Origin of the sequence: Streptomyces sp. NPDC057287, assembly GCF_042667905.1 — a bacterium.
Taxonomy (GTDB): Bacteria; Actinomycetota; Actinomycetes; order Streptomycetales; family Streptomycetaceae; genus Streptomyces.
On sequence record NZ_JBHUYV010000004.1, the window covers coordinates 388852 to 415671 of the forward strand.

The following is a 26820-nucleotide window of genomic DNA, read 5'->3' on the forward strand; positions in this document are numbered from 1 at the left end:
CGATGACCGCGCTGCTGCCGGAACTCTTCCTGGACCGGGCACGTGAGCACCCCGACGCACCCGCGGTCGTCGCCGGCGCCGACGAGGTTTCCTACCGCGAGCTGGAGGGCGCGGCGCGCCGTGTCGCCGGCGCCCTCACCGGACTCGGAGCAGGGCGCGAGTCCGTCGTCGCCGTCCTGATGACACCGGGCCCCGACCTGGTGGCGGCGCTGCTCGGCATCTGGCTGGCCGGAGGGTGCTATCTCCCGCTCGACCCCTACGCCCCGCCCGCCCGGCTGCGGCAGACGGTCGAGGCGGCGGGCGCCCGCCTGGCCGTGGTGGACGAGACGTGGGCCGCCCGGGGCGCCGAACTCTCCCCTACGACCACCGCGCACCAGGTCGACCGGCTTCTGGAAATGGGCGACCCGGACACCCCGCCGTGCGCCACCGAAGTGCACCGGGCCGCCTACATGATCTTCACCTCGGGTTCCACGGGCGTCCCCAAGGGCGTCGTCGTCGAACACGAGGGCATCGCCAACCGGGTGCTGTGGGGCGTACGCGCCCTGGAACTGACGCCCCGTGACCGGGTGCTGCAGAAGACGCCGCTCACCTTCGACGCCGCGGGCTGGGAGATATTCGGCCCGCTGGTCTGCGGTGCGCCGGTCACCTTCGGCCGCGCCGACGCGGGACGCGATCCGGCCGAACTCCTCGCCTCGCTCCGCGAGCAGGAGGCCACCGTGGTGCAGGTCGTGCCCACCATGCTGCGCCTGCTCGCCGCCGAGCCGGACCTCGCCTCGTGCAAGAGCCTGCGGACGGTCTGCTCCGCGGGCGAACCGCTGCACGCCGAACTGTGCCGGCGCGTGCTCGCCCAGGTCGACGTGGAGATCTGGAACACCTACGGCCCCACCGAGTGCTCCATCGACGCGCTGGCCCATCGATTCGACCCCGCCCAGCTCACCGGTGCCGTCCCGATCGGCCGCCCCATCGACAACGCCCGTGTCCTGGCGCTTCCCGCCGACGGCGACAGCACCGCCGGCGACGCCCCACTTGAGCTCTACCTGTGCGGACCGGGCGTCGCCCGCGGCTACCACCAGGACGCCGCGCGCACCGCCGAGCGCTTCGTTCCGGACGCCGACGGCCCGCCCGGCTCCCGGATGTTCCGCACCGGGGACCTCGTACGCCGTCGCCCCGACGGAGCGCTGGAGTTCGTCGGGCGGGCCGACAGCCAGGTGAAGATCAACGGTGTGCGCGTCGAACCCGGCGAGGTGGAGGCCGCGCTGGAGACCCATCCCGAGGTCGTCGAGGCCGTCGTCCGGGCGGTCGACGGCCCCGAAGGTCCCGGCGGAGCACGTCGGCTGGCGGCCTGGGTGGTCACCACACGGCCCGGTGCGGCCGAACGCCTGACCGCCTACCTCCGCGACCGGCTGCCCCCGGCGCTCGTGCCGGCCGTCGTCGCCGAGATCGACACGCTGCCCCGGACCAGCAGCGGCAAGACGGACCGCGCGCGGCTGCCGGATCCCGACTGGTCGCGCGCGCCCGGTACCGCCGCGGCGCCGCGCACCGCCGAGGAGCGCATCGTCCTGGGCGCCTGGAGACAGATGCTCGACACCGACGAGATCGGCCTCGACGACGACTTCTTCCGCCTGGGCGGTCACTCCCTGATGCTCACCCGGCTCTCGGCCCTGCTCACCCGGGCCTCGGGACTCGCGGTGACACTGCGCGACCTGCAGTACGCCTCGACCGCCCGCCGGCAGGCCGAACTGCTGGGCCGGGCCTCGAAGGCACAGCCGATCGCCCAGCTGCCGCCCGGCGCCCGGCTGCCCCTCTCCCACGCCCAGGAGCGGTTCTGGGTCCTGGACCGGATGGACCCGGGCAACCGGGAGTACCTGCTGCCGATCCTCGTCTGGCTGCCGTCCGAGGTGCCCGCACAGGTGGTCCGGGAGGCACTGGCCCGGCTCGTGGAACGGCACGAGGTGCTGCGCACCCGCTACGGCATGGACGCGCAGGGCCTGGCCGCCGTCGTCGAGCCCCGTGTCCCCGACGCCCTGCGGACCGTGGAGACCACTCCCGGGCAGATGGCCGACACCCTCGCCGAGGAACTGGCGGAGGGCTTCGACCTGTCGGTCGCCCCGATGTTCCGGGCGGCCCTGGTCCGGGACGGCGGGCCCGAGCAGCTGCTGCTCCTGGTGTGCCATCACATCATCGGCGACGGCTGGTCCTCCCGGCTGCTCGAACAGGAGCTGCGTGAGACGGTCACGGCGATCCGGGAAGGCCGCGAACCGGCCCTCCCGGAAGCCGCCCTGCGCTACGTCGACGCGGTCGCCTGGCAGAGGGACCAGATCACCGAGGCGCAGTCCGCCGAACAGCTCGCCTACTGGAGCCGGCAGCTGGCGGGACTTCCCCCGCTAGAACTCCCCGCGATCCGCGAGCGCGCGGCCCGGCGCAGCATCGACGGCGCGGGGATCGTCGTGGATGTGCCCGCCCCGGCCGCCGAGGCGCTGATCGCCCTCGGCCGCCGGACCGGAGCGACCCCCTACGTGGTCCTGCTGACCCTCTGGACGGTCACGCTCGCCCGAGCGGCCGGGCAGTGGGACTTCGGGGTCGGCTCCCCGCACGCCGGCCGCACCCGTCCAGAACTCCACGGCCTGGTCGGGCTGTTCCTCAACACCGTCGTCCTGCGGCCCGAGCTGACACCGGACCTGAGCTTCGCCGAGGCACTCGCCGCCGTCGAGCACACCTGCCGTGAGGGCTTCGCCCGGCACGCCGTGCCCTTCGAAGCGGTGGCCGACGCGGTCGCACCGGAGCGCGAGCTCTCCCGCACCGCCCTGTTCCAGACCTTGTTCGCGCTGACCGGTGACGAGACGGTCGGGCAGGTCCCGCGCGAACGCGATCTCGAACTGCTGGGCCGGGCGTGGACGGTCTCCAGGACCGATCTGGCGCTCACTCTGTGGCCCCGGCCCGACGGAGGATACGGGGGAGCGCTCGAATACTCCTCGGCGCTCTACGACCGGACGCTGGCGGCGGGTCTCGCCGAGCGCCTGCGCCGCCTGGCCGGACAGTTCGCCGTCGATCCCGGCCTGCCGATCGGCGCGACCCACCTGGACGCGGACGACGACGAGGACGGGAACGACGACGTGCTCCACGACATCAGGACCGACGAGACCCCGGCCGCGCCGCCGCCGGCCGACGGGCCGGCCGCGTTTCCGGACACCGTCCTCGGCTTCGTACGTGAACTGCTCACCCAGCCGGACGTGGGACCCAACGACGACTTCATGGCCCGGGGCGGCACTTCGCTGCTCGCGGCCCGCCTGCTGTGGAACGTACAGAGCGTCTTCGGCGTGGAGGTGTCCATGCGGTCCTTCTTCGACCTGCCCACGGCGGCCGCCCTCGCCCGTGAGGTCGCGAGACTCCAGCCGCCGCCGGACACCCAGGTCCCGGACGGCGATCCGTCAGCGCACCGTGGAACGACAGAGAGGGACGCCTGATGCCGGCCGCCCGCACCCAGGAGATACGGACCATCGAGCGGGTGGACCGGACAGGACCGCTTCCGCTCTCCTCCGGCCAGCAGCAGATGTGGCTGCTGCACCAGCTCGCCCCGGCCGGCCGCGCCTATCTGATGACCTGGACGCTCCGGCTCTCCGGCCGGCTGGACACCGACGCCCTGCGCGGGGCGTGGGAGACCCTCGTCGAACGCCACGAGATCCTCCGCACCCGCTACCGGCAGATCGACGACGTACCCCACCAGATCATCGACCCGCCCGGGGCCGTCGACCTCCGCGTCGTCGACCTGGCGGACGAGCCGGCCGGGAACCGCGGGACGCGGGCCGGACAGATCGCCGACTGGGAGCGGAGCCGGCCCTTCGACCTCACCCGGCACCAGCCGCTGCGCGTCACGCTGATCCGCACCGGGCCCGAACTGCACCTCATGGTCGTCAACATCCACCACATCGCCTGCGACGAGGACTCCTACCAGGTCATCTCCGCCGAACTGGCGGCGCTCTACGCGGCCCGCACCGAGGGGGGCTCCCCGGCACTCGGCGCACCGCCGATCCAGTACGCCGACTTCGCCGCCCGGGAGAGGACCCGGACCACGGACGCCGCTCTGCGCCCGCACCTGGACTACTGGCGCGCCGCACTCGACGGCGTGTCGGACCTGCCGCTGCCGCTGGACCGCCCACGCCCGGCCCGTCCCGACCGGCGCGGCGGACTCGTCGAGCTGACGGTCGGCCCCGAGACCGCCGCGGCCGTCCACGCCCTTGCGTCGGCGCACCGCGCCACCCCGTACATGGTGCTGCTGGCGGCCTACCACGTCATGCTCGCCCAGCTCACCGGGAGCGAGGACGTGACGGTGGGGATACCCGTCTCCACCCGGACCCCCGACCTGGACGGGCTCGTCGGCTACACGGTGAACACGGTCGCCGTCCGGTCACGGCGCACCGCCGGCCTGCCCTTCGCCGATGTCCTGGTCCAGGTCAGGGAAGGCGTACTGGACGCGTTCGACCACCGCTTCGTCCCTTTCAAGCGAGTGGTCGACGCGGTGAACCCGGCGCGCGGACTCGACGGGAACCCCTTGTTCCAGGCGGCCTTCGACATGGAGGAGGCCGACGAGGACGGCCGGTTCCGGCTCCCCGGCCTGCGGGTCGAGAGGATCGCGACGGACGCGGTGCCCGACGCCAAGTTCGATCTGACCCTGCACACGGTCACCGCCCCGGGCGGACGGCTCCACGCCCGGCTGGAGTACGCCGCCGCGGTGATCGACGAGAAGACGGCGCGGACCTGGGCCGCGGAGTGGGAGGCGCTGCTCGCCGGCCTCGTCGGCCGCCCGTACGAGCCGGTCGGCCCAGCTCTCGCGCGGCCCGCCGTCCGTCCGGCGGACGGGGGACCCGCGAGCGAGCCCGTCCCGGCCGCCGTCCCCTCCGCGACCGTGCCGACCGAGATGATGCACCGCCTCTGGACCGAGATCCTGGAAACGGACCACATCGGCCTCCAGGACAACTTCTTCGACGTCGGAGGGGACTCGCTGCGGGCCGTGGCCCTCGCCGGCCGGCTGCGTGCGGAGGGCCTGGAGGTGTCGGCCACCGACATCTTCGCCCACCAGACCGTCGAGGAACTGGCCGCGTGGTGCGCGCGGCAGGCCCTCGACGCGGCACCGGACGGCGCCGCCCTGCCCGCGCCGCTGGAACCCTTCGCCCTGCTGAGCGCCCAGGACCGGGCGGCACTGCCCACGGACGTGGTGGACGCCTACCCGCTCACCGCGACCCAGCTCGGCATGATCATCGAGCTGCGGGCCCGTCCGGACATCAACACCTACCAGGACACCACCTCCTACCTCGTCCGCGACGGAATGGCACCGGACGTCGCGGCACTCCAGCTCGCGGCCCAACTCGTCGTCGACCGCCATGAGGTGCTGCGCACCAGCTTCGAACTGAACCGCTACACCGAGCCGTTGCAGCTGGTGCACCGCACCGCGCGGATCGACGTCGGTGCGACCGGACACGGCACGCTCGGCCCGGGCGGCTGGCGGCCCGCGCTGGAGGAGTACGCGGCGTCCGAGCGCCGGTCCCCGATGGCCATCACGACCTTTCCGCTGATCCGGGTGCACGCCCACACCGCGCAGGACTCCCCCGAGTGGTGGATCACGATCACGGAGTGCCATCCGATCCTCGAGGGATTCAGCTTCCACACGATGCTGATGGAGATCCTCACCGGCTACGCCGAGATCCGGGAGGGTCGCACGCCCCCCGAGCCCGAGCCGGTGCCCTTCCGGTACGCGGACTACGTCGCGGCCGAGGCGGCGGCCAGGGAGTCGCGGGAGGACCGCGACTTCTGGCGCGGCGTCGTCGAGGGCCGTACCGGCACGGCACTGCCCTCCGCCTGGCAGGGCGACAGGGCGCTGGCCCGCGAGCGGTACCAGTACACGCTGGACTTCCGGGACCTGGAGGACGACCTGCGCCGGCTGGCGACCGGGACCGGCACCTCGATGAAGGCGGTGCTGCTGGCCGCGCACATGAAGGTGATGAGCATGGTCGTCGCCACGGAGGACTTCTACACGGGGCTGGTGTGCGACGCCAGGCCCGAGGTCCTGGGCGCGGACCGGGTGCTCGGCATGTATCTGAACACCCTGCCGTTCGCCATGCCCACGGAGGCGGAGACCTGGGGCGATCTCGTCAGGGCGGTCTACGACGGCCTGACGGAGATGTGGCCGCACCGCGTCTTCCCCATGCAGGTCATCCAGCAGGAGTTCGGCCCCGGCGGCCGGCTGCTGGACGTCTTCTTCAACTACCTCGACTTCCGGCAGGTCGACGCGTCACTGATCGACGAGGACGCGACGTACAACGACAACGACAACGAGTTCGCGCTGCACGTCTTCACGATCTCCGGGGTCCTCAAGCTCAACACGACCAGCCACCGCCTCGACCGCGAGGCCGCGGCCCGGCTCACCGCCCTCTACCGGACGGTCCTGGAGCGGATGTCCCTCGGCCCGGAGGGCGACTCCCGGGCCGGCTGCCTCCCCGCCGACGAGCGCGAGGGACTGCTCCGCCTGGACCGCGCCGCGCAGCCCGTACCCGAACCGCGGCCCGTCGCCGAGGCCTTCGACGCGGTGGTGTCCGCGTACCCCGACGCGGTCGCGGTGCGCTGCGGGGGGAACGAGCTCAGCTACCGGGAACTCGACGCCACGGCGGACCGGATCACCCGGGAACTGCGGGAGCGCGGCGTCGGACCCGGCGCCCTCGTCGTGGTCGGAACCCTCTCACCGGAGCGGGGCCCCGAGACGGTCGCCCTGCTGCTCGCCGCGGTACGCGCCGGAGCCGCCGTCACCCTCGCGGCGCCCGGCGCCGCGGCCCCGGCCGCCGGCCCGCCCGCCGTCACCCGCCCGGAAGCGCTGCCCGCCGGTGCGGCCTGCGTCCTGCCCGGGGAGCCGGGGGCCCCGGTGACGCACGACGCCCTGGCCCGCGCCCTCGCCCGGTTCCGCGACGAACTGGCGTCACGCGGCGCCGGATCCGAACCGGGATCCTCCTGGCTCTGCGCCGGCCCCGCCGTCACCCCCACCGGTCTGATCGAGATCCTGACGGCGCTGACGTCCGGAGCCACCGTCGTCCTGGTGCCCACCCCGCTGCCGGAGGCCGTTCCCGAGATGAGGCGCCTGATCTCCGAGGGCCGGGTGACCCACCTCGGGACGACGCCGCTGGTGGCGGAGCGGGTGGTCGTCGACCCGCCCCGTCCTCTCACCGTGGTCCTCGGGGGTGACGACGAGGCGGGGCCCGCCCTGCCCGCCGCCCTGCGCGGCCGGGCCCGGGTGATCGAGACCGTCGACTCCGACGGACTCATCGGTCCGGTCGCCTACGACGGAGTGCCGCCCTGCGGTCTGGCCCTTGACGTGGTCGACACCCGGCGCCGCTCCGTGCCGGCCGGTGTGGTCGCGGAGCTGCGGGTCGACGGCACCGAAGGGCCGCACCGCACCGGCCGGACGGCACGAGTCCACCGGTCCGGACGGCTGGAGCCCATGGGCCCGGCCGCCGTCCACCGGACCCGGGAACTGCTCGGGCTCCACCCCTCGGTGCTGGACTGCCGGGTGGTCGAGCGGCCGGACACCGCCCCGGGCGGGCGGCTGCTGGTGGGTTACGTGCGTACGGTGCCCGCCGAGGAGTTCTCCCCGGACGGGATCCGCCGGGCGCTGGCCGGGCGCAGACTGCCGCGCCACCTGATCCCGGACGTCCTCGTGGTGGTGGACGAGTGGCCGCTGACCGGGGCCGGAACCGTCGACCAGGACCGGCTTCCCGAGCCGCCCGGCACTGCGGCCGACCCGGCCCAGGGGCCCGCCGAGCACGCACCGGCGCCCTGGGACGCCGACTTCGAGGAGCTGCTGCGAGGGGTGCTGACCGACGTGCCCCAGGACACCCCGCTCGATCCCGATGTGCCCCTGGCCGACGCGGGCCTCAGCTCGATGGCCACGGTCGGTCTCATGGTGGCGATCGAGCAGCTCTACGACCTGGTCATCCCCGACGACTTCCAGATCGTCGACATGTTCCGCACCCCGCGCATGCTGTGGGAGCAGGTCCGCGAGTTCCGGGCCGCCCAGGTCTGACGGGACCGTCCGACAACGCCGGGGGCCGGCGCCGACAGGGAAGTCGGCGCCGGCCCCGGCCTTGTCGGACGCTACGCGGAGACGGTGACGACCTCCACGGCCTCGGCCGCCGCCAGGGCGTTGGCGGCGGCCTCCTCACGATCGGCGCCGAGGGCGACGACCTCGCCCGCCCGGGACCAGGAGCTGGTCAGAGGAGCCACCTGTCCGCCCGGGTCGACGGACATCCAGATGTCCACGACACCGGGGAGGGCGCGCGCCGCGTCCAGCCCGCGGATCTCCCGCACGGTGCCGGGGGCCGCGTCGAGGAAGCGGACCGCCGCGCCCCTGACCGGGGCGGCGGCCATCGTGGGCGGACGTCCTTCGAGTACGTCGAGCAGGCCGCGCACCAGGTCGCTGTCGTAGGCGAGCGCGATGAGCAGCGGGATGTAGTCCCCGGGCAGCCGGGCCGCGCACTCCAGGAGATGGGGTGTGCCGTCGCGCAGGATCCACTCCGCGTGCAGGATGCCGCTGCGGAAGCCCGTGGCGGCCACGAGGGTGTGCATCGCCTTCTCGGCCGCCACCGCGTCATCGGGGGCGGCGGGGACGACGTGGCCGCGCTCGACGGGATGCGGTCCCGGGTAGAGCTGCGTCCCGGTCGTGTTCAGGAAGACGACCGAGCCGTCGTGGACGAGCGCCTCGACGCTGAGTTCGGGGCCGTGGAGCCACTCCTCGGCCACGTAGCCGGCGGTGCCCGCGCGCGCGGTGCGCAGGTTCGCCTCGTCCGCGGCCGCCGTCCGCCGCCACGCCTCGACGGTGTCGTCCCCGGCGCCGAGGAGCTGGATACCGACGCTGCCCTGGAGATGCGTCGGCTTGAGCACGCACTCACCGCCGTGGGCGGCACGGAAGGCGGCCACGTCCTCGGGGCCGTCGACCCGACGCCAGTCCGGCTGGGCGATGCCCTGCTCCGCCACCAGCTCACGGAGCAGGGACTTGTCACGGAAGGCGCGGACGGCCGCCGGGCCGCCGTTCGGCAGTCCCCAGGACTCGGCCAGTCCGGCGGCGGCGACCACGGTGTACTCCAGCCCCGGCAGCACGGCGCGTACGGTGGCGGGCCGTTCGACGTGCTCGGCGAGCCGCGCCGCACCGGCCTCGTCCTGCACCGGGGCCTCGGCCAGCCCGGCGGCGCACGCGAAGCGTGCCAGCTGCCCGGCCACGTCCCTGGCCGCGCACATCGCGGGTTCCTCGACCACCAGCACCGAACCGGGCGGCAGCACCCGCTCCAGCTGGTTCAGCAGGCCGACGCTGTACCCCAGGACCACATGGGTGATTTCCGGAGATTCCATCAGAGTGCTCATCGCTCCTCGGCAGGGGTTACACGGACGTGGATGCGGCCGACCGCCTCGTCCAGGACGCGGTCGCACGCGGCGGCGTCGTCGCCGGTGGCGATGACGGCCGCCAGCCGGGGCACCACCCCGCGCGGCGGGAGCAGCAGCCGCTGCCCGGCCTCCGCCAGCGCCACCGCACGCTCGACGCCCGGCACCTCGCGTGCGGCGGACACCTCCAGCCGGTCGACGGTGCCGTCCTGTTCGGGGTAGAGGAAGCGCACGGCGGCGCAGCGGTCCCGGGTGGGCCGCAGATCGGGGACGACGCCGAGCGAGGCGTCCAGGGCGGCCGCCGTCAGGTCGACGCCCGTGGCCAGCCGGCCGAGCAGCGGGATGAAGTCGCCGCCCAGGCGCCCGTTCAGCTCCACCAGGCGCGGCCCGTCCGCGGTGAGCCGCAGTTCGGCGTGGGTCACCCCGGCCGTCACGCCGAGCGCCGAGTGGACACGGGTGACGATGTCGGTCAGCTCGTCCGCCCATGGCTCCTGGCGCCACGGCGACACCAGGTGCCCGACCTCCTCGAAGAAGGGCGGGTAGCCGATCCGCTTGCGAGCCAGGTTGACGCAGTGCACCTCACCGGAGACGACCACGCTGTCCAGGCTGATCTCCGGTCCGTCCAGGTACTCCTCGACCATCAGGCCGTCGAGCGCGTCGAGACCCGCGAAGGCGGCCCCGGCGGCATGCCGGTGGACCTCGTCGAGATCGGCGGGGGAGCGGGCCAGCACCACTCCGCTGCTGCCGGCCAGGGCGCGCGGCTTGAGGACCACCGGATAGCCGATCCGCGCTGCCGCCTCGTGCGCCTGTGCGAGGGACCGCACGACGGTGTAGCGGGCCGACGGCAGTCCCGCCCGCTCCAGCAGCTGCCGGGTGCGGAGCTTGTCACGGCAGTTGCGCACCGCCTGTGGTGTCATGTGCGCCAGCCCCAGGCGCGCGGCCGCCCGGGCGGTCCGCTCCAGGTGTACCTCGCTCCAGGTCAGCAGGCCGGCCGGGCCGCTGTCCGACTCCAGCAGCCCTGACACGGCCCGGGTCAGGGCGTCGACGTCCCCGGTGTCCACGACCTGATGCGCTGTCAGGTACGGAGACTCCCAGTCCGGGGCGGTGTCCCCGACCGCCAGCACCCGGCCGTGCGCCGCCGCGTCCCGCAGCGCGTACTCCCGGTAGGCGCGGCCACCGGAGGCGACCACGACCACCCGCGCCGGGTGGGCCGGGTCCACCGGTTCGCAGCGGAAGTCGAGGCGTTCCAGCGTCCGGGCGATCGCATTCTCGACGTCGGCGGAGGTGCGCCCCCGGAAGCGGAAGCGGGCGCCCGAGTGCTCGTATCCCGGCAGGTCCGCCAGATACCCGCCAGGTGGGGGAAGCCGCTCGGCGTACGGCCCGTCCGCCTCGCCCGTCTGCGACGTCGCGGCCAGGACCCGGCACGGGCGCGCGGCCGGCGTGGGGACGAGCAGCCACCCGCCGTACGCCCCTTCCTCCTCTCCCGGCTCCGCCCCGGGGGAGTGGCCGTGCAGCGGCCTGCCCATCTGCACGTCGACGGTGGCGGCCATCAGGTCGACACCGTGCACCTCGCGCCAGACGAAGGGCACCTCGGCGCCACCGGGGCGGGCGCCCACCTCCAGGACGTGGAACACCGGGTCGGTGCTGTCGTCGGAGGCGAACAGCTCCAGATGGAAGACCCACGGGTCGGCCGACATCGCCAGCACGGCCCGCCGGGTGAACTCCCCGATGTTCTTCAGCAGCACCGGATCGTCGATCTCGGCCGAACCGAGGGCCGCGCCACGGGCGAAGTCCAGGCAGGTGTTGACGTACCGCGACGCCCGCCACACTCGCAGATCGCCGCCGTCGACGATCCCGTCCACGTGCAGGACCGCGTGCGGGAGGTACGCCTGCACCATGAGCGGGAGGTCCGGCGGGAAAACGTACGCGTCCAGATCGGCGGAGCCGTCCAGTCGTGTGACATCCGAACTCGCCGTGCCCCGCACCGGTTTGAGGATGACCGGCCAGCCGTGCCGTCGTGCGAACCCGGCCACCGCCCGGTGTCCGGGGGCCGGTTCGGCGGCGGGCACCGGGACGTCCCGCGCGGCGAGCCGCCGTGTCATGGCCAGCTTGTCGCGGAAGGGGTGGAGCCCGGCCGGGGTCTCGCCCGGCACCCCGAGGTCCTCACGCAGTTCCGCGGCGACGTCCAGGTCCACCTCGTGCAGGGCGACGATCCGGTCGGGGCGGCCGTGCCGCGCCACGAGTTCGCCGACCGCGGCGCGGACCGCGGCGCGGTCCTCGGTGCTCGGCACGACGCGGACGCCGGCAGCGGCGTCGGGCAGGACCGGACGGGCGCGTGCCGTGGTCACGTAGCTGACCGCCAGGGTGCGGTGGTCGAGGTAGGAGGCGTAGTCGGCGTAGGAGTCGGTCCAACGGTGGAGGACGATCACATGGGCAGGCACAGGAGGCTCCATGAACGGAAGGTCGTGGTCCGGATCAGCGGGTGAGCCGGACCGGGAGGCCGGCCGGGCGGGAGGCCGGCCGGATCGGGAGCCGGCCGGGGTCAGGCGGCCGCGTCCGTCAGCCGGGCGACGGTCTCCTCCAGCAGGTCCCGGGTGAGCGAGTCCGCCAGCCCCATGGTGCGCAGCCTCAGGTGGAGCGACTCGCCGCCCTCGTCGGTGGCCCGCAGATAGCAGGGGTGCCCGATGCGGGAGAAGGGCGACTCCCGGAGCGTGTCCGACTCGGCCGGGGCGCCGGGTGGCGGCGCCGAGCCGGTGAGGAAGTTGAACCCGAGCGACGCCTCGTACGGCTCACGGCCGGCCCGGACCTTGTCGCGCAGCAGATCCATCTCGTCCACGTCGTACATCCCGTACCGGTAGGCCAGCAGGCTCTGGGTGTTGACGTGCCCGACGTAGGCCGCGAAGTCGTCGGGTGCCGGGCTGACGGAGGCCGCCGTCCACTGGTTCATGGAGCTGACCACGGTGTTCCACGGCGGGACGAAGCGGTTGGAGGACATGAGCTGCGCGACCAGGGCGCCCGGCCCCACCGCGTGCTCGACACTGAGGGCGAACGCGGCGAGCACCACGCTGGAGACCGGGACGGACAGCCGCTCCGCCAGCCGCCGGCACCCGGAGTACGCCTGCCGGGAGCGGACGGAGTACTGGCACGCGGTGCCGGGCGGTGCCTGGGGCCCGGCCCCGGCGAGTGAGGCGGCGCTGAGGCCGAAGATCCGCTCCCAGTAGGCCGTCAGCGCGGCGCGGCGGGCGTGCCGGCCCTCGGAGCGCTGCCACGCGGCAAGCCCCCGGGGGGTCGGGACGGGGGCGGCGGCAGCCGGAGCGGACGCGCGCAGGGCCGTCCGGAAGTCCGACTCCAGGATGCCGTTGCTCCAGCCGTCGGCGGTGATGTGGTGCTGGACCAGCACCACCACTTGGGGACGCCCACCGTGGGTGAGGACCCGGAACCTCCAACTGGGCGCGGCGCGAAGGTCGAAGGGCTCGGCCGCCAGCCGCGCGACGACGTCGTCGAACTCCTCCGGACCGCACTCGACCACACCGCGGTCCACCCTCTCCAGGAAGGGCAGCACCCGCTGGGCCGGGGCGAAGGGGTCCGTGAGGTCGTAGGCGGTCCGCAGCGACTCGTGCCGGCCGACGAGGGTCAGAACGGCGTTCTCGACCTCCGTCGCGCCGTACTCCTCGTCCTCGGGCAGCTGCCAGAACGTCTGGGTGTTGGCTTCGTGCCAGCGGCCCCTGCTCAGCTCCCGGACGTCGCGCCAGACCGAGAGCTGGCCGTAGGAAAGGGGGGCGGGCTCATTCACGGACGGCTCCGTTCGTTCGCACGAGGCTTGCGCCGGTACTGGTGACGCCGCGTCAGCCTAGAAGTGCCGACCGGCACGGGAACAGGCAAGCGTGCGGCAGCTTGGGCGCCTCTGACGACAGGCAGCAAAGTTGCCTGCGCACTACCTGGACGCACCCCGTCCGCCTCGCCCACCGTGAGAGCCCCGGTCCCCCCGGTTCTCCAGGCTGAGCAGATGACGAGAGGTGTTTCCGTGGCCGATGCAGCGCTGGGCCTCCGGCTGTTCGCGACGATCCCACCCATCACGGGTCCCGGCGGTGGTCCGGAGACGGTCCGGCGGGCCGCGCGCGCCGCCGAGGAGGCGGGCTTCACGGGCGCCCTCGTCTACTCCGACAACAACACCGTCGACCCGTGGGTCGTCGCGCAGGAGGTGCTGGCCGCCACCGCGGACTTCGTCCCGCTGGTCGCCCTGCAACCCTTGTACGTACACCCGTACGCGGTGGCGAAGAAGATCGCCACCTACGCCTCGCTGTACGGGCGCCGCATCGCCCTCAACCTGGTCGCGGGAGGGTCCGTCGGCGATCTCGCGGCCCTGTGCGACGACAACGGCGCCCACGACGACCGCTACCGACGTCTGACGGAGTACGCCCAACTGATCGGGCTGCTGCTCGCCGGTGGCGGACCGGTGACCTTCGAGGGCGACTACTACCGGGTGCGGTCCCTGCCGATGTCACCCGCGCTGCCCGCCCACCTGGCACCCGAGCTGTTCATCTCGGGCTCCTCCGACGCGGGGCGCCGGGCCGGGCGGACACTGGGGGCGGTCCCGGTGCGCTACCCGCAACCGCCGGGCACCGGCGCGCGGGGAACAGGGGGCGACCCAGGAGGCGGCGGAGTACGCATCGGCGTCATCGCCCGCGACACCGACCAGGAGGCCTGGGACGTGGCGCACGAACGCTTTCCGGCGAGCAGGGCGGGCCGCCTCGCGCAGATGGCGGCGCGCGGCGTCTCCGACTCGCGGTGGGTGGCCGACCTGTCCGCCGCGGACGAGTTCCCCGGCGGGCCGGACAGCCCGTACTGGATGGGCCCCTTCCTGAACCACGCCACCTACTGCCCCTATCTGGTGGGCAGCCACGAGAAGGTTGAGCACGAGATCCGGGGCTACGTGGACTCCGGGTGCGGGACGTTCGTCCTGGACACGGCGCGTGCCGACGACGACTACGCCAGGACCGCGGCGGTCTTCCACCGCGCGCTGAAGCGGTGAGCGCCGAAGCAGGCCTGGCCGTCGGCGCGTTCGACCCGATCGCGCTGCGCCGGGTCTTCGCGGCCTTCCCGACCGGGGTGACGGCCCTGGCCGCGCTCGTCGACGGTGAGCCCGTCGGCATGACCGCGTCCTCCTTCGTCCCCGTCTCGCTCGACCCCCCGCTGGTGTCTTTCTGCACCGCGCTCACCTCGACCACCTGGCCCCGGCTGCGCCGCGCCGCGCGCCTCGGGATCAGTGTGCTGAGCGGCAGCCAGGAAGGGGCCAGCAGGCAGCTCGCGTCCCCCGGCGCCGAACGCTTCGCCGGCCTCGCGTGGTACGGGACGCCCGGCGACGCCGTACTGCTCAGCGGGGCCAGCGCCTGGTTCGACTGCTCGACCGAGCGGGAGATCGGCGCCGGGGACCACCGGATCGCCCTCCTCAGGGTGCACGCCATGGGAGTCGACCCGCAGGTGCCGCCCCTGGTCTTCCACGGCAGCAGGTACCGAAGACTCGCCGGCCAGTGACCCCTCCCGTCGGGCGGCAGCGCGCCGGACGGTGACCCCGCCGGGCGGTGACCGGTCCGCAGCGGCGGGAAGCAACCCACTCGCAAACGAAAGGCACCCCCCATGCCGCAGTACGTACAGGCCGGACAGCTCCCGAGGCAGGCGCGGATCGCAGCGGTCGGGGGCTACCGGCCGCGCCGCATCGTCGGCAACGAGGAGATCTGCACCCACGTCGACTCCACCGACCAGTGGATCCGCCGCCGGACCGGGATCGAGACCAGGCACTTCGCCGAGCCCGACGAGACGCTGGAGGTGATGGCGGCGGCCGCCGCCGACAAGGCGCTCGCCGAGGCCGGAGTGGACCCGTCCCAGGTCGGGGTGATCATCGTGGCCACCATGTCCTACCTCTACCAGGCACCCCCGCTGGCCGCCCGGGCCGGCGCCCTGCTCGACGGGTTCCGGGGCGCGGCGTTCGACGTGTCGGGGGCCTGCGCCGGGTTCTGCCACGCCCTGGAACTGGCCCGTGCCCTGGTCGCCTCCGGCAGCGCCGACCACGTCGTCGTCGTCGGCGCCGAGCGGATGTCCGACATCGTCGACCCCGACGACCGTTCCACCGCCTTCCTCTTCGGCGACGGCGCGGGAGCCGTGGTGGTCGCACCGTCGCGCGAGACCGGCATCTTCCCCCCGGAGTGGGGCAGTGACCCGTCCGGCGCCGACGCCATCGCACAGCCCGATCCCTGGGACTGCGGACCGGCGCGGCCGGAACCGGCGAACCGGTACCTGGGCATGCGCGGGCAGGAGGTGTTCCGCTGGGTCACCGACTCGGTGCCCGCGGTCGCGGAAGGCGCACTGGCCCGTGCGGGCATGAGCGTCCAGGACCTCGCCGCTTTCGTGCCGCACCAGGCCAACCTGCGCATCACCGAGTCCCTGGTGCGCGCACTCGGTCTTCCCCCGGAGGTACGCGTGGCGCGCGACGTCGTCCGTGCGGGGAACACCTCGGCCGCCTCGATCCCCCTCGCCCTGGAATCCCTGCTGGCCCAGGGAGAGATGTCGGGTCGTCCGGCCCTGCTGCTCGGATTCGGATCAGGACTCGGCCACTGCGCCCAGACGGTCCTCCTGCCCTGAACACGCCCCGCGTCGTGCACACGCTCCCGTGCCGCCCCACGGACGAGCCGTGACACGACGCGGTGTACCCCGGACCGGATGCCGTGCCGGTCCACCGCCCGGCCCACGTCCCGCGAGAGGAACGCCCACGTGTCCGTCCAAGACCCGACCCCCCTGCGGAGACCCGCGGACCCTGCGGACCGGGCGGCCCCCGACCGGACCGGGCCGCTGACCTGGGTCCAGCGGCTCTGGCTGCCCGAGGCGCCCGACCGCCAGATCGCCTCGCACGAGGACAACCAGTTCCGCGAACTGTCCCTCACCACGCCCCTGGACCCCGGCACCGCACGGCGGGCGGTGCGTCAGGTCCTGGCACGCCACGAGGTGCTGCGCAGCCGCATCACCGGTCTCGGAGACGGCGCCCGGCAGGTCGTGGACGCCCTCGACGCCGGATACGAGCAGGTCCTGCGGACGGTCGACCTCGACACATGGGACGAGGCAGTGGCCGAGGCACGGGGCACGTCCTTCCGGCTCGCCTCGCAGTGGCCGCTCACGCTGCTGATGGGCATCCGGGCAGGGAAGGTCCTGCGGATCGCCGTGGTGGTCGACCACTGGGCGTCCGACGGCCTCGGCGTCCTCGTGCTGCACGACGACCTCGCCTCGGCACTCCTGGCCCATGCCCGGGGCACCGACTGGACCCCCGCCGGACCCGTGGAACAGCCCGTCGACCTCGCCCTGTGGGAGTCGGCCACGCCCGCCGGAGCCGCGCACCTCCAACGGGCCCTGACCTATTGGCGGAAGCAGTGCGAGCGTCTGTCACGGGACCTCGCCGGCCACAGGCCCGACCCCGTGCCGAAGGCACCGCCCGGCGGGCCCCCGCTGTCCTTCCCGGGCTGCACGATGACGTCCTTCCGGCTGGCCGAGGCCGCGTCCACGGTCGCCGACCGGCTTCGGGTCCCGGTCGCCGCGGTCTACCTGGCCGCCTTCAGCAGCGCCATCGGTGCCGCCGAACAGGCCGGTGTCGTCGGCACGCTGATGCTCTCGGCCAACAGGCTGACGGCGGCCGCCATGCGTTCGGTCCGTAACGCCGTCATCAGCGCGCCGGTCGCCCTCGACGTCGCGCAGCCCGGCGGCTTCGCCGCAACGGTGGTGGCCGCGGCGGCCCAGCAGGTCCAGGTCTTCCGGTACGCCAACGCCGATCACCGGCTGACCGGGGGCATCGCCGAGGAGGTCCTGGGCGATCTGCGGGGCGGCGCGCTCACCAGCGCGGTCTTCAACTTCATGCCCGAGGCCGCGCTGCGGGGCGACCCGATTCCGGCGGTCATGCGGGACGCGCCGTGCGACGTAGTGGAGGCGATGCCGCCCCGTGCGACCGCCGCCCCCCGCATGCTGATGGTCATCGCACGGCAGGACCGGGTGACCCTGACCCTGCGCTGGCGCGAGGACACGAGCTGGCAGCAGTGGGCCGAGCCGATGCTCCGTCACATCGCGGACCTCATCACCCACGAGGCGACACCGGGCAAGCCCGTGCCGGCCTTCGGAGGCTGAGCCGGGGCGCAGGCCTTCCCGACGAGGTCACGGTGTTCACGTCAGGTGGTGGGTGTCCACGTCATGCGTGCCGCAGGCCGGTGCCTGCCCCACATGGAGCCGGGCCCGCCCCGGCTGCCGCGCCCATGCCGGGAGCCGGGGCACGGAGCGTGGGATAGAACGTTTCAATTCGCACCGAGGGTGCACCAGGCGCCTGCCGAAGGCCGCTCCGCGATCGTGCTGCCTCTGACCCGACTGTCCTGAGCCGGGTGTCTGCGGAATGGGTGGCCCTGTCGAGCCGGGTCGGACCCCGCCCGCCAGAACCTATTGAAACCTTTCATGGCATCGGCCGAATGGGCCTGGCCCGGTACCGATCGTTGCGCTGTCCGGCTGACGCGGCTCAAGGCCCGCCCGGGATGTGGACGAAAGGTCAGGTGTTCGCACGTCGCGGACCTGACGTGGTCCGCGATCCGCTCCTCCACCTCAAGGGAGAACGCATGCGCCTGCGCGCCCGCTGGGCACCAGCCGCTCTACTGCTGATCGCCCCTCTGATCGGCACCACCACGGCCACGGCCGACACCGGCGAGACCCTCGTGCCGGTGCAGAAGTCGGCCCGGGCCGTGCCCGGCCAGTACATCGTCACCCTCTCGCCCGAGCAGAAGCCGGGCGCCATGGCCGAGCAGCTCGGGGTCAGCACCCTCTTCACGTACAGCAAGGTCCTGCACGGATTCGCGGCCTCGCTCACGCCCGCGCAGCTCGAGCAGGTGCGCGGCGCGGCCGGTGTCCAGACCGTCGAGGAGAACAGCGAGGCGTCCGTCGCGCCGCCCGCGGCCAAGGGGGCGGCGGGCAAGCGGGCCGCGGCCGGGAGCTGGGGGCAGGACCGCATCGACCAGCGGAATCTGCCGCTGGACGGTACGTACGACGTGTCCGGCACCGGGCAGGGTGTGACCGCGTACATCCTCGACACCGGCATCGAGGCCGCCCACAGCGAGTTCGGCGGCAGGGTGGGGGCCGGCTACGACGCCATCGGTGACGGCCGCAACGGCGAGGACTGCAACGGCCACGGCACGCACGTGGCCGGGACCGTGGCCGGTGCGACGTACGGTGTCGCCCCCGCCGCAACCCTCGTGCCGGTGCGGGTGCTCGACTGCGAGGGGTCGGGCACGTGGGCCGGGATCATCGCCGGTCTCGACTGGATCGCGCAGAACGCCGAGCAGCCGGCCGTGGTCAACGCCTCCCTCGGCGGGCCCGCGTCGTCGGCCGTCGACGACGCGTTCGACGCCCTCGCGGCGGAGGGGACCCTCCCCGTGGTCGCGGCGGGCAACGAGAACCAGGACGCCTGTGACGTCTCCCCGGCGCGCGCCGACGGCGTGCTCGCCGTGGGTGCCTCCGACGACCAGGACCGACAGGCGACGTTCAGCAACTGGGGCACCTGTGTGTGGCTGTACGCCCCGGGCGTGAACATCGTGTCCGCGAAGCTCGACGGCGGCTCCACGACGCTGAGCGGAACCTCCATGTCCAGTCCGCACGTCGCCGGCGTCGTGGCTCTCTACAAGGAGCAGAATCCCGACGCGGCGCCGCAGGAGGTCGCCGACTGGCTCGCCGCCGAGGCGACCCCGGACGTCCTGACGGGTCTGGGCTCCGGCTCGCCCGACCGGCTGCTGTACACCGGCGGTCTCTGACCTCCGCCTGCTCCACCGAGCGGGGTCCGCGTGCCGCGGGCCCCGCTCTTCGTCGTGCCGTGGAACAGGCACTTTCCGACAGCTTGCAGATCTACGCAAATTTCTTACGTTCGTTGCATGTGCGTCCTCTCTCTCGTTCCAGACTCAAGTCTCCTTCCAAATCCGTTTCATACGGGCGTGTTTGGGGGTCATGCGCGACGCGATCCGCTGTTCCGGTTTCTGTCCCAACCGTGGACGCTCTCGCACTTCTCTGCAACTCTCTGACGGCAAAGCGCAAAAGCCAGCTCAGTGCATGCAGAAATGGGTGCCGCAGAGCTGTACCGACAGAGCCGCGTCCTCGGTGTGTCCCGCACCGAGGCCCAAGATCGGGGACTTATGAGAGCCCAACGCTGGAGATGGCGGGCCCTTTCCGCCGTGGTCACGACCAGTCTTCTGATGATCGGATGGCCATCGCTCACCGCTGCGGCGGCCGACGGGCCCAACATTGCCGCAGGGCGGACCGCCGCGGCGAGCAGCGCCGGCGAGTACGCCGCCCGTAACGTGACGGACGGCAATCAGGCGACGTACTGGGAAGGATCGGGCGGCACGCTGCCGCAGTGGGTGCAGGCAGACCTCGGCACGACCGCCCGGGTGGACGAGGTGACGCTGAAGCTCCCCGCGGGATGGGAGACCAGGCAGCAGACCCTCTCCGTCCAGGGAAGCGCCGACGGCACCAGCTTCTCGACGTTGAAGAGCTCGGCGGCGTACACCTTCAGCCCCGGCACCTCCAACGCCGTGAAGATATCCTTCCCGGCCACCCAGACCCGGTTCGTGCGCGTGAACGTCACGGCCAACACGGGGTGGCAGAACGCGCAGCTCTCCGAGCTGGAGGTCCGGGCCGCGGGTGAGTCCTCGGCCAACCTCGCCGCGGGCAAGACGCTCAGGGCGAGCAGCTACACCGAGACGTACACGGCCTCCAACGGCAACGACGGCAACAGGGCCAGCTACTGGGAGAGCAGGAACAACGAGCTCCCGCAGTGGATCCAGGCCGACCTCGGTTCGTCGGTCCGGGTCGACCGGGTCGTGCTCCGGCTGCCCGACGGCTGGGAGCAGCGCTCCCAGACGCTGAAGATCCAGGGCAGCGCCGACGGCACGGAGTTCAGCGACCTGACCGCGTCCAAGGCGTACACCTTCAACGCCGCGGGCGGGCAGTCGGCGACGATCTCCTTCGACGCGACCACGACCCGCTACGTGCGGGTGCTCGTCACCGCCAACTCCGTCCAGCCTGCTGCCCAGCTCTCCGAGCTGGAGATCTACGGCCCCGCCACCGGTGACACGCAGGCGCCCACCGCGCCCTCGGGTCTGGCCCTCACGGAGCCGGCCACCGGGCAGATCAAGCTGACCTGGTCGGCGTCCTCGGACAACACCGGCGTCACGGGCTACGACGTCTACGCCAACAACACGCTGCTGACCAGCGTGGCGGGCGGTGTCACCACCTTCACGGACACCCGCCCGGCGAGCGAGACCGTCTCCTACTACGTCAGGGCCAAGGACGCGGCGGGCAACCAGTCGGGCAACAGCAACACCGTCACCCGCACCGGCGACTCCGGTGACACGCAGGCGCCCACCGCGCCCTCGGGTCTCGCCTTCACGGAGCCGGCCACCGGGCAGATCAAGCTGACCTGGTCGGCGTCCTCGGACAACAAGGGCGTCACCGGCTACGACGTCTACGCCAACAACGTGCTCCGCAAGAGCGTCGCGGGCGACGTCACCACGTACACCGACACCCAGTCCGCCGCCACGACCGTCAGCTACGTCGTGCGGGCCAAGGACGCGGCGGGCAACGTGTCCGGCGCCAGCAACACCGTGACGCGGAACGGAGCCACGAGCGGCGCCTCCAACCTCGCCGTCTCCAAGCCGATCACCGCCTCATCGGTCGTCCACACCTTCGTCGCGGCCAACGCCAACGACAACTCCCTCAGCACGTACTGGGAGGGTGCGGGCGGCAGCTACCCCAACACCCTGACGGTCAAGCTGGGTGCCAACGCCGACACGGAGAGCGTCGTCGTCAAGCTGAACCCCGACAGCAGCTGGGGAGCGCGCACCCAGAACATCCAGGTGCTCGGCCGGGAGCAGGACGCCACCGCGTTCACGAGTCTGGCCGCCGCCAAGGACTACGCGTTCAGCCCGGCGACGGGCAACACGGTGACGATCCCGGTCACCGCGCGAGTGGCCGACGTCCAGCTGAAGTTCACGTCCAACAGCGGATCCGGCGCGGGTCAGGTCGCCGAGTTCCAGGTGCTGGGCGCTCCGGCCCCCAACCCGGACCTACAGGTCACGGCGGTCGCCGCCTCGCCCTCGGCCCCTGTGGAATCGGACGCCATCACCCTGTCGGCCACCGTCCGCAACTCCGGCGCGGTCGCCTCTCCCGCCGGCAAGGTGGACTTCGAGCTCGGCGGTTCCAAGGTCGCCACCGCTTCGGTGGGCGCTCTTGCCGCAGGCGCCTCCGCCCAGGTCACCGCCTCCATCGGAGCGCGTGACGCGGGCAGTTACACGATCGGAGCCGTCGTCGACCCGGCGGGCGAGATCATCGAGCAGAACGAGACCAACAACCGCTTCACCAGTGGCACACCGCTGGTCGTGAAGCCGGTCTCCAGCTCCGACCTCGTGGCGAGCGCGGTCACGAACTCCCCCTCGGGCCCCTCGAACGGTGACACGGTCACCTTCTCCGTCGCCGTGAAGAACCAGGGCTCGGTGGCCTCCGCGAGCGGCGCCCACGGGATCACGCTCAGCCTGATCGACTCCAAGGGCGCCACGGTCAAGACGCTCACCGGCGCGCACAACGGCGCCATCGCCGCGGGTGCCACGACCGCACCGGTCTCCCTGGGCACCTGGACGGCGGCCAACGGCTCGTACACGGTGAAGGTGGTGATCGCCGACGACGCCAACGAGCTGCTGGTGAAGCGCACGAACAACACCAGCACCGAATCGCTCTTCGTCGGGCGCGGCGCCAACATGCCGTACGACATGTACGAGGCGGAGGACGGGGTCACCGGCGGCGGTGCCAAGGTCGTCGGCCCCAACAGGACCGTCGGCGACGTCGCGGGCGAGGCGTCGGGCCGCAAGGCCGTCACGCTCGACTCCACGGGCAACTACGTCGAGTTCACGACGCGAGCGACCACCAACACCCTGGTCACCCGGTTCTCCATCCCGGACTCCGCGGGCGGCGGCGGCATCGACTCGAAGCTGAACGTCTATGTGGACGGCACCTTCCTGAAGGCCATCGACCTCACCTCGAAGTACGCCTGGCTGTACGGGAACGAGACCGGGCCGGGCAACGACCCGGGCTCGGGCGCGCCCCGGCACATCTACGACGAGGCGAACGTCATGCTGGGGAAGACCGTCCCGGCGGGCAGCAGGATCCGGCTGCAGAAGGACGCGGCCAACACCAGCACCTACGCGATCGACTTCGTCAGCCTGGAGCAGGTCTCCCAGGTCGCCAACCCGGACCCGGCCACCTATACGGTGCCCGCCGGCTTCACCCACCAGGACGTCCAGAACGCCCTGGACAAGGTCCGGATGGACACCACGGGGAAGCTCGTCGGCGTCTACCTGCCGGCCGGTGACTACTCCACGGCCAGCAAGTTCCAGGTCTACGGCAAGGCCGTGAAGGTCGTCGGCGCAGGTCCCTGGTTCACCCGGTTCCGTGCCCCGTCCACGCAGGACAACACCGACATCGGATTCCGTGCGGAGGCGAGCGCGAAGGGCTCCTCGTTCTCGAACTTCGCGTACTTCGGCAACTACACGTCCCGCATCGACGGGCCCGGCAAGGTGTTCGACTTCTCGAATGTCTCCGACATCGTGATCGACAACATCTGGAACGAGCACATGGTGTGCCTCTACTGGGGCGCCAACACCGACAGTGTGACCATCAAGAACTCCCGGATCCGCAACATGTTCGCCGACGGCATCAACATGACGAACGGGTCCACCGACAACCACGTCACCAACAACGAGGCACGAGCCACCGGGGACGACAGCTTCGCGCTGTTCTCGGCGATCGACTCCGGCGGCGCGGACATGAAGAACAACGTGTACGAGAACCTCACCTCGATCCTCACCTGGCGGGCCGCGGGAGTGGCCGTGTACGGCGGCTACGACAACACCTTCCGCAACATCCACATCGCCGACACCCTGGTGTACTCCGGGATCACGGTCAGCTCGCTGGACTTCGGCTACCCGATGAACGGATTCGGGACCGGGCCCACGGCGATCGAGAACGTGTCGGTGGTGCGGTCCGGCGGCCACTTCTGGGGGACGCAGACGTTCCCGGGCATCTGGCTGTTCTCGGCCTCCAAGGTCTTCCAGGGGATCCGCATCTCGAACGTGGACATCGTCGACCCGACGTACAGCGGGATCATGTTCCAGACCAACTACGTAGGAGGACAGCCGCAGTTCCCGATCAAGGACACGGTGCTCACGGACATCTCGATCTCCGGCGCGCGCAAGAGCGGTGACGCGTTCGACGCGAAGTCCGGCTTCGGCCTGTGGGCCAACGAGATGCCGGAGGCGGGCCAGGGCCCTGCCGTCGGTGAGGTCACCTTCAACGGACTGAAGCTCAGCAACAACGCCCAGGACGTGAAGAACACCACCCCCGGATTCAAGATCAACATCAACCCGTAGGAGGAGGCTTCCCCGGCCCCGTGCGGGCCGGGGAAGGCCCCTGCGAGTCCTCCTCCCTGAGGACTCGCCGGGGAGCCCTCACGGGCTCCTCCTGGGCTTCGCCAGGAGGCCGGGGCCCGCGCCCTCCCGCGTAGTCTCTTTGCAGTCAGAAGTCTGACTCTTGCGGCCCCTGGCCCGACATCGGTGGCGCCCGTCCCGAGTGGGGCGGATCCCCGACGGGCGCCCCAGTGGGGCGTATCTGCCCGGCTCACCCTGTGTGAGCCGGGCAGAGCCATGTTGGCGGGGCGGAGGGGGCCGGTGATCGGGGACTCCTCACATGCGGAGCGCTGTCAAACATTTACGAAATCTGCGCGAGATATTGCGCTCCCATGTCGCTGGTGGTTGAGTATGCCGCGCCCCGGCAGACAGTCGGCCGAGGCCTTCCGTGCTCATGCCCGAAGGGGACCACCGATGAGAAGTGCTGGGATTCGCCGTACCCGCCGTGCCTCCGCGGCCGCCGTAGTCACCGCGCTCGCCCTGACCGCCCTTGCCTCCTGCGGCACGAGCAGCAGCGGCGACACGAACGACGACTCCGGCAGCGGCTCGTCCGATCCGTCTGCGCCGCTCGACCCGAAGGCCAAGGTGACGCTGTCGATCGACTGCATGCCGCCGGCCGCGAAGGCCGCGGAGCTGCGCGAGTGGAACGAGGACATCAAGACGTTCAACAAGAAGTACCCGAACGTCAAGATCAACGGGAAGTCCACTCCCGGTCAGTGTCTGGAGCCCCCGCGCTTCACGGCCATGCTCAAGGGCAAGTCCCAGCCGGACGTGTTCTACGCGTACTTCACCGACCTCCAGCAGGTGCTGGACAACGACGGCGCCGAGGACATCTCCGCGTATGTCAACGACACGTCCGTCCCCGCACTCAAGGACATCCAGCCCCAGGTGCTCGACGTGGCCCGCAAGGACGGCAAGCTCTACGCGCTGCCGACCAGCAACTACACCATGGGCCTCATGATCAACCGGAAGCTCTTCACGCAGGCCGGTCTGGACCCGGACAAGCCGCCGGCGACGTGGGACGAGGTACGCGCCGCCAGCAAGAAGATCGCGGGGCTCGGCAAGGGCATCGCCGGCTTCGGCGAGTACAGCGCCGGGAACAACGGCGGCTGGCACTTCACCGCCTCGCAGTACGGCCTGGGCGGTGACGTCGTGGACGCGAGCGGCAAGAAGGCCGCCTTCAACGACGACAAGGGCAAGCAGGTCCTCCAGCAGCTGCACGACATGCGCTGGGAGGACGACAGCATGGGGCAGACCCAGCTGCTCAAGTGGGGCGATCTGCAGAAGCAGATAGCCACCGACAAGCTCGGCATGTTCCTCGCCGCGCCCGACGACATCACGTACATGGTGCAGCAGCTGGGCGCGAAGTACGAGAACTTCGGCATGGGCCCGATCCCCGGGGCCCAGGGCACCCTCTTCGGCGGCAACAACTACATGATCAAGAAGGGCAGCTCGCCCGACAAGATCAAGGCCGCCGTCGCCTGGCTGAACTTCCAGAACCTCACCCCGAAGAAGGGGCAGTTCGACTGGGGCCGCAGGAAGACCGACAACCTCCCCGTCGGGCTTCCGCAGCCCAACTTCTTCGTCGGTGAGAGCAAGACGGCGGACGACGCCGAACGCGTCGCCAACGCCACGATGCCCGTCGAGAACTTCAAGGCCTTCATGGACAACCCCGTCCAGGGCAAGGCGGAGCCGCCGAAGGCCCAGGAGATCTACAAGATCCTCGACAACGCGATGTCCGGTGTCCTGACCAACAAGAACGCCGACATCGACAAGCTGCTCGACACCGCCGAGCAGCAGGTCAACCAGGTTCTGGCGAACCAGTAACGGACGTGCGGAGGCCGGGCCGGGCGGGCCCGGCCCCGCATCCGTACCGTCTGCGAGCGACTGCACCGAGGAGAGACCATGTCGGCCCCCACCCTGTCCACCGGGAAGGCGAGCGCACCGCCTCCCGGGCACCACCCGCGGCCCACCGGGCCGGACTCCGCCCGTGAGGAGTTCGTGCGCGCCCTGCGCCGCAACATCTCGGCGCACGGCTTCCTGATCGGAGCCGTCCTCTGCTTCTCCTTCTTCTCCTGGTATCCCATGGTCAGGGAGTTCGTCCTGGCCTTCCAGAAGACCGAGGACGGCAGGACGACCTGGGCCGGCTGGTCCAACCTGAGCTACGTCTTCAACGACCCGGCGTTCTGGCAGGCCTGGCGCAACACCCTTCTCTTCACCGTCCTGGCACTCGTCCTGGGATTCGCCGTCCCGTTCGTCGTGGCCGTGGTGCTCAACGAATTCCGGCACGCGCAGGGATACCTGCGCCTGCTGGTCTACCTGCCCGTCATGCTGCCACCGGTCGCCTCGGTCCTGCTCTTCAAGTACTTCTACGACCCGGGCTACGGACTGTTCAACCGCATCCTGGAATTCCTCCATCTGCCCGCCCAGCAATGGCTCCAGGACCCGAGCACCTCCATGCTCTCCGTCGTCATCGCCTCCACCTGGATGAACATGGGAGGGGCCACTCTCATCTACCTCGCCGCCCTCCAGGGCATTCCCGGCGAGCTGTACGAGGCGGCCGAGCTGGACGGAGCGGGAATTCTCCGCAAGATCTGGCACGTCACCATCCCGCAGACCCGGCTCATCCTGTCGCTGCTGCTGCTCATGCAGATCATCGCGACGATGCAGGTCTTCACCGAGCCCTTCCTGCTCACCAACGGCGCCGGCCCCGAGGGTTCCACCACGACCGTCGTCTACCTCATCTACCAGTACGCCTTCAACTTCAACAACTACGGCGGAGCGGCGGCCCTCGGCCTCCTCCTGCTCGTCGTCCTCGCGGGCTTCTCCGCGGTGTACGTACGCCTCAGCCGCAGCAGCGAAGACTAGGACGGGAGCACGA

Annotated in this window: 13 protein-coding genes; 10 read left to right on the forward strand and 3 right to left on the reverse strand. The window is 71.8% G+C overall.

The annotated features are described in order from the left end of the window. Positions 1 to 2 precede the first annotated feature (2 nt). The gene (locus tag ACFUNE_RS10580; protein WP_383564841.1) at positions 3 to 3464 is read left to right on the forward strand and encodes an amino acid adenylation domain-containing protein; all 3462 of its coding nucleotides are present in this window, start codon (positions 3 to 5) and stop codon (positions 3462 to 3464) included. Next, on the forward strand, positions 3464 to 8065 hold the full coding sequence (locus tag ACFUNE_RS10585) for a condensation domain-containing protein (RefSeq protein ID WP_383564843.1): 4602 nt from the start codon (positions 3464 to 3466) through the stop codon (positions 8063 to 8065). Before ACFUNE_RS10580 ends, ACFUNE_RS10585 begins: the two co-directional genes overlap by 1 nt. 71 nt (positions 8066 to 8136) lie before the next feature. On the opposite strand, the gene ACFUNE_RS10590 is transcribed toward ACFUNE_RS10585, so the two are convergent. From ACFUNE_RS10590 to ACFUNE_RS10600, 3 genes are all read right to left on the reverse strand, one after another. Beyond that, positions 8137 to 9387, reverse strand: coding sequence for an ATP-grasp domain-containing protein (locus ACFUNE_RS10590; protein ID WP_383564845.1), 1251 nt, complete (start codon positions 9385 to 9387; stop codon positions 8137 to 8139). Positions 9388 to 9395: 8 nt separating this feature from the next. After that, a complete protein-coding gene (locus ACFUNE_RS10595; protein WP_383564847.1) occupies positions 9396 to 11858 on the reverse strand; it encodes an ATP-grasp domain-containing protein in 2463 nt (820 codons plus the stop codon). A 101-nt stretch (positions 11859 to 11959) separates the two neighbouring features. Continuing rightward, positions 11960 to 13210, reverse strand: a complete 1251-nt coding sequence (locus ACFUNE_RS10600) for a condensation domain-containing protein (protein ID WP_383564849.1) — start codon at positions 13208 to 13210, stop codon at positions 11960 to 11962. 231 nt (positions 13211 to 13441) lie between these two features. On the opposite strand from ACFUNE_RS10600, the gene ACFUNE_RS10605 reads away from it, so the two are divergent. The 8 genes from ACFUNE_RS10605 (at position 13442) to ACFUNE_RS10640 (ending at position 26807) form a co-directional block, all read left to right on the forward strand. After that, positions 13442 to 14449, forward strand: a complete 1008-nt coding sequence (locus tag ACFUNE_RS10605; protein WP_383564851.1) for an LLM class flavin-dependent oxidoreductase — start codon at positions 13442 to 13444, stop codon at positions 14447 to 14449. Beyond that, complete coding sequence (locus ACFUNE_RS10610) at positions 14446 to 14952, forward strand: flavin reductase family protein (protein WP_383564853.1); 507 nt, start codon at positions 14446 to 14448, stop codon at positions 14950 to 14952. Before ACFUNE_RS10605 ends, ACFUNE_RS10610 begins: the two co-directional genes overlap by 4 nt. A gap of 102 nt (positions 14953 to 15054) precedes the next feature. After that, on the forward strand, positions 15055 to 16056 hold the full coding sequence (locus ACFUNE_RS10615) for a beta-ketoacyl-ACP synthase 3 (RefSeq protein WP_383564855.1): 1002 nt from the start codon (positions 15055 to 15057) through the stop codon (positions 16054 to 16056). A gap of 129 nt (positions 16057 to 16185) precedes the next feature. Further along, positions 16186 to 17580, forward strand: coding sequence for a condensation domain-containing protein (locus ACFUNE_RS10620; RefSeq protein WP_383564857.1), 1395 nt, complete (start codon positions 16186 to 16188; stop codon positions 17578 to 17580). 476 nt (positions 17581 to 18056) lie between these two features. Next, positions 18057 to 19241, forward strand: a complete 1185-nt coding sequence (locus ACFUNE_RS10625) for a S8 family serine peptidase (protein WP_383564859.1) — start codon at positions 18057 to 18059, stop codon at positions 19239 to 19241. A gap of 375 nt (positions 19242 to 19616) precedes the next feature. After that, complete coding sequence (locus ACFUNE_RS10630; RefSeq protein ID WP_383564861.1) at positions 19617 to 23903, forward strand: discoidin domain-containing protein; 4287 nt, start codon at positions 19617 to 19619, stop codon at positions 23901 to 23903. Between the two features lie 450 nt (positions 23904 to 24353). Beyond that, on the forward strand, positions 24354 to 25766 hold the full coding sequence (locus ACFUNE_RS10635; RefSeq protein WP_383564863.1) for an extracellular solute-binding protein: 1413 nt from the start codon (positions 24354 to 24356) through the stop codon (positions 25764 to 25766). Positions 25767 to 25844: 78 nt separating this feature from the next. Next, a complete protein-coding gene (locus ACFUNE_RS10640; protein ID WP_383564865.1) occupies positions 25845 to 26807 on the forward strand; it encodes a carbohydrate ABC transporter permease in 963 nt (320 codons plus the stop codon). Positions 26808 to 26820: the final 13 nt, after the last annotated feature.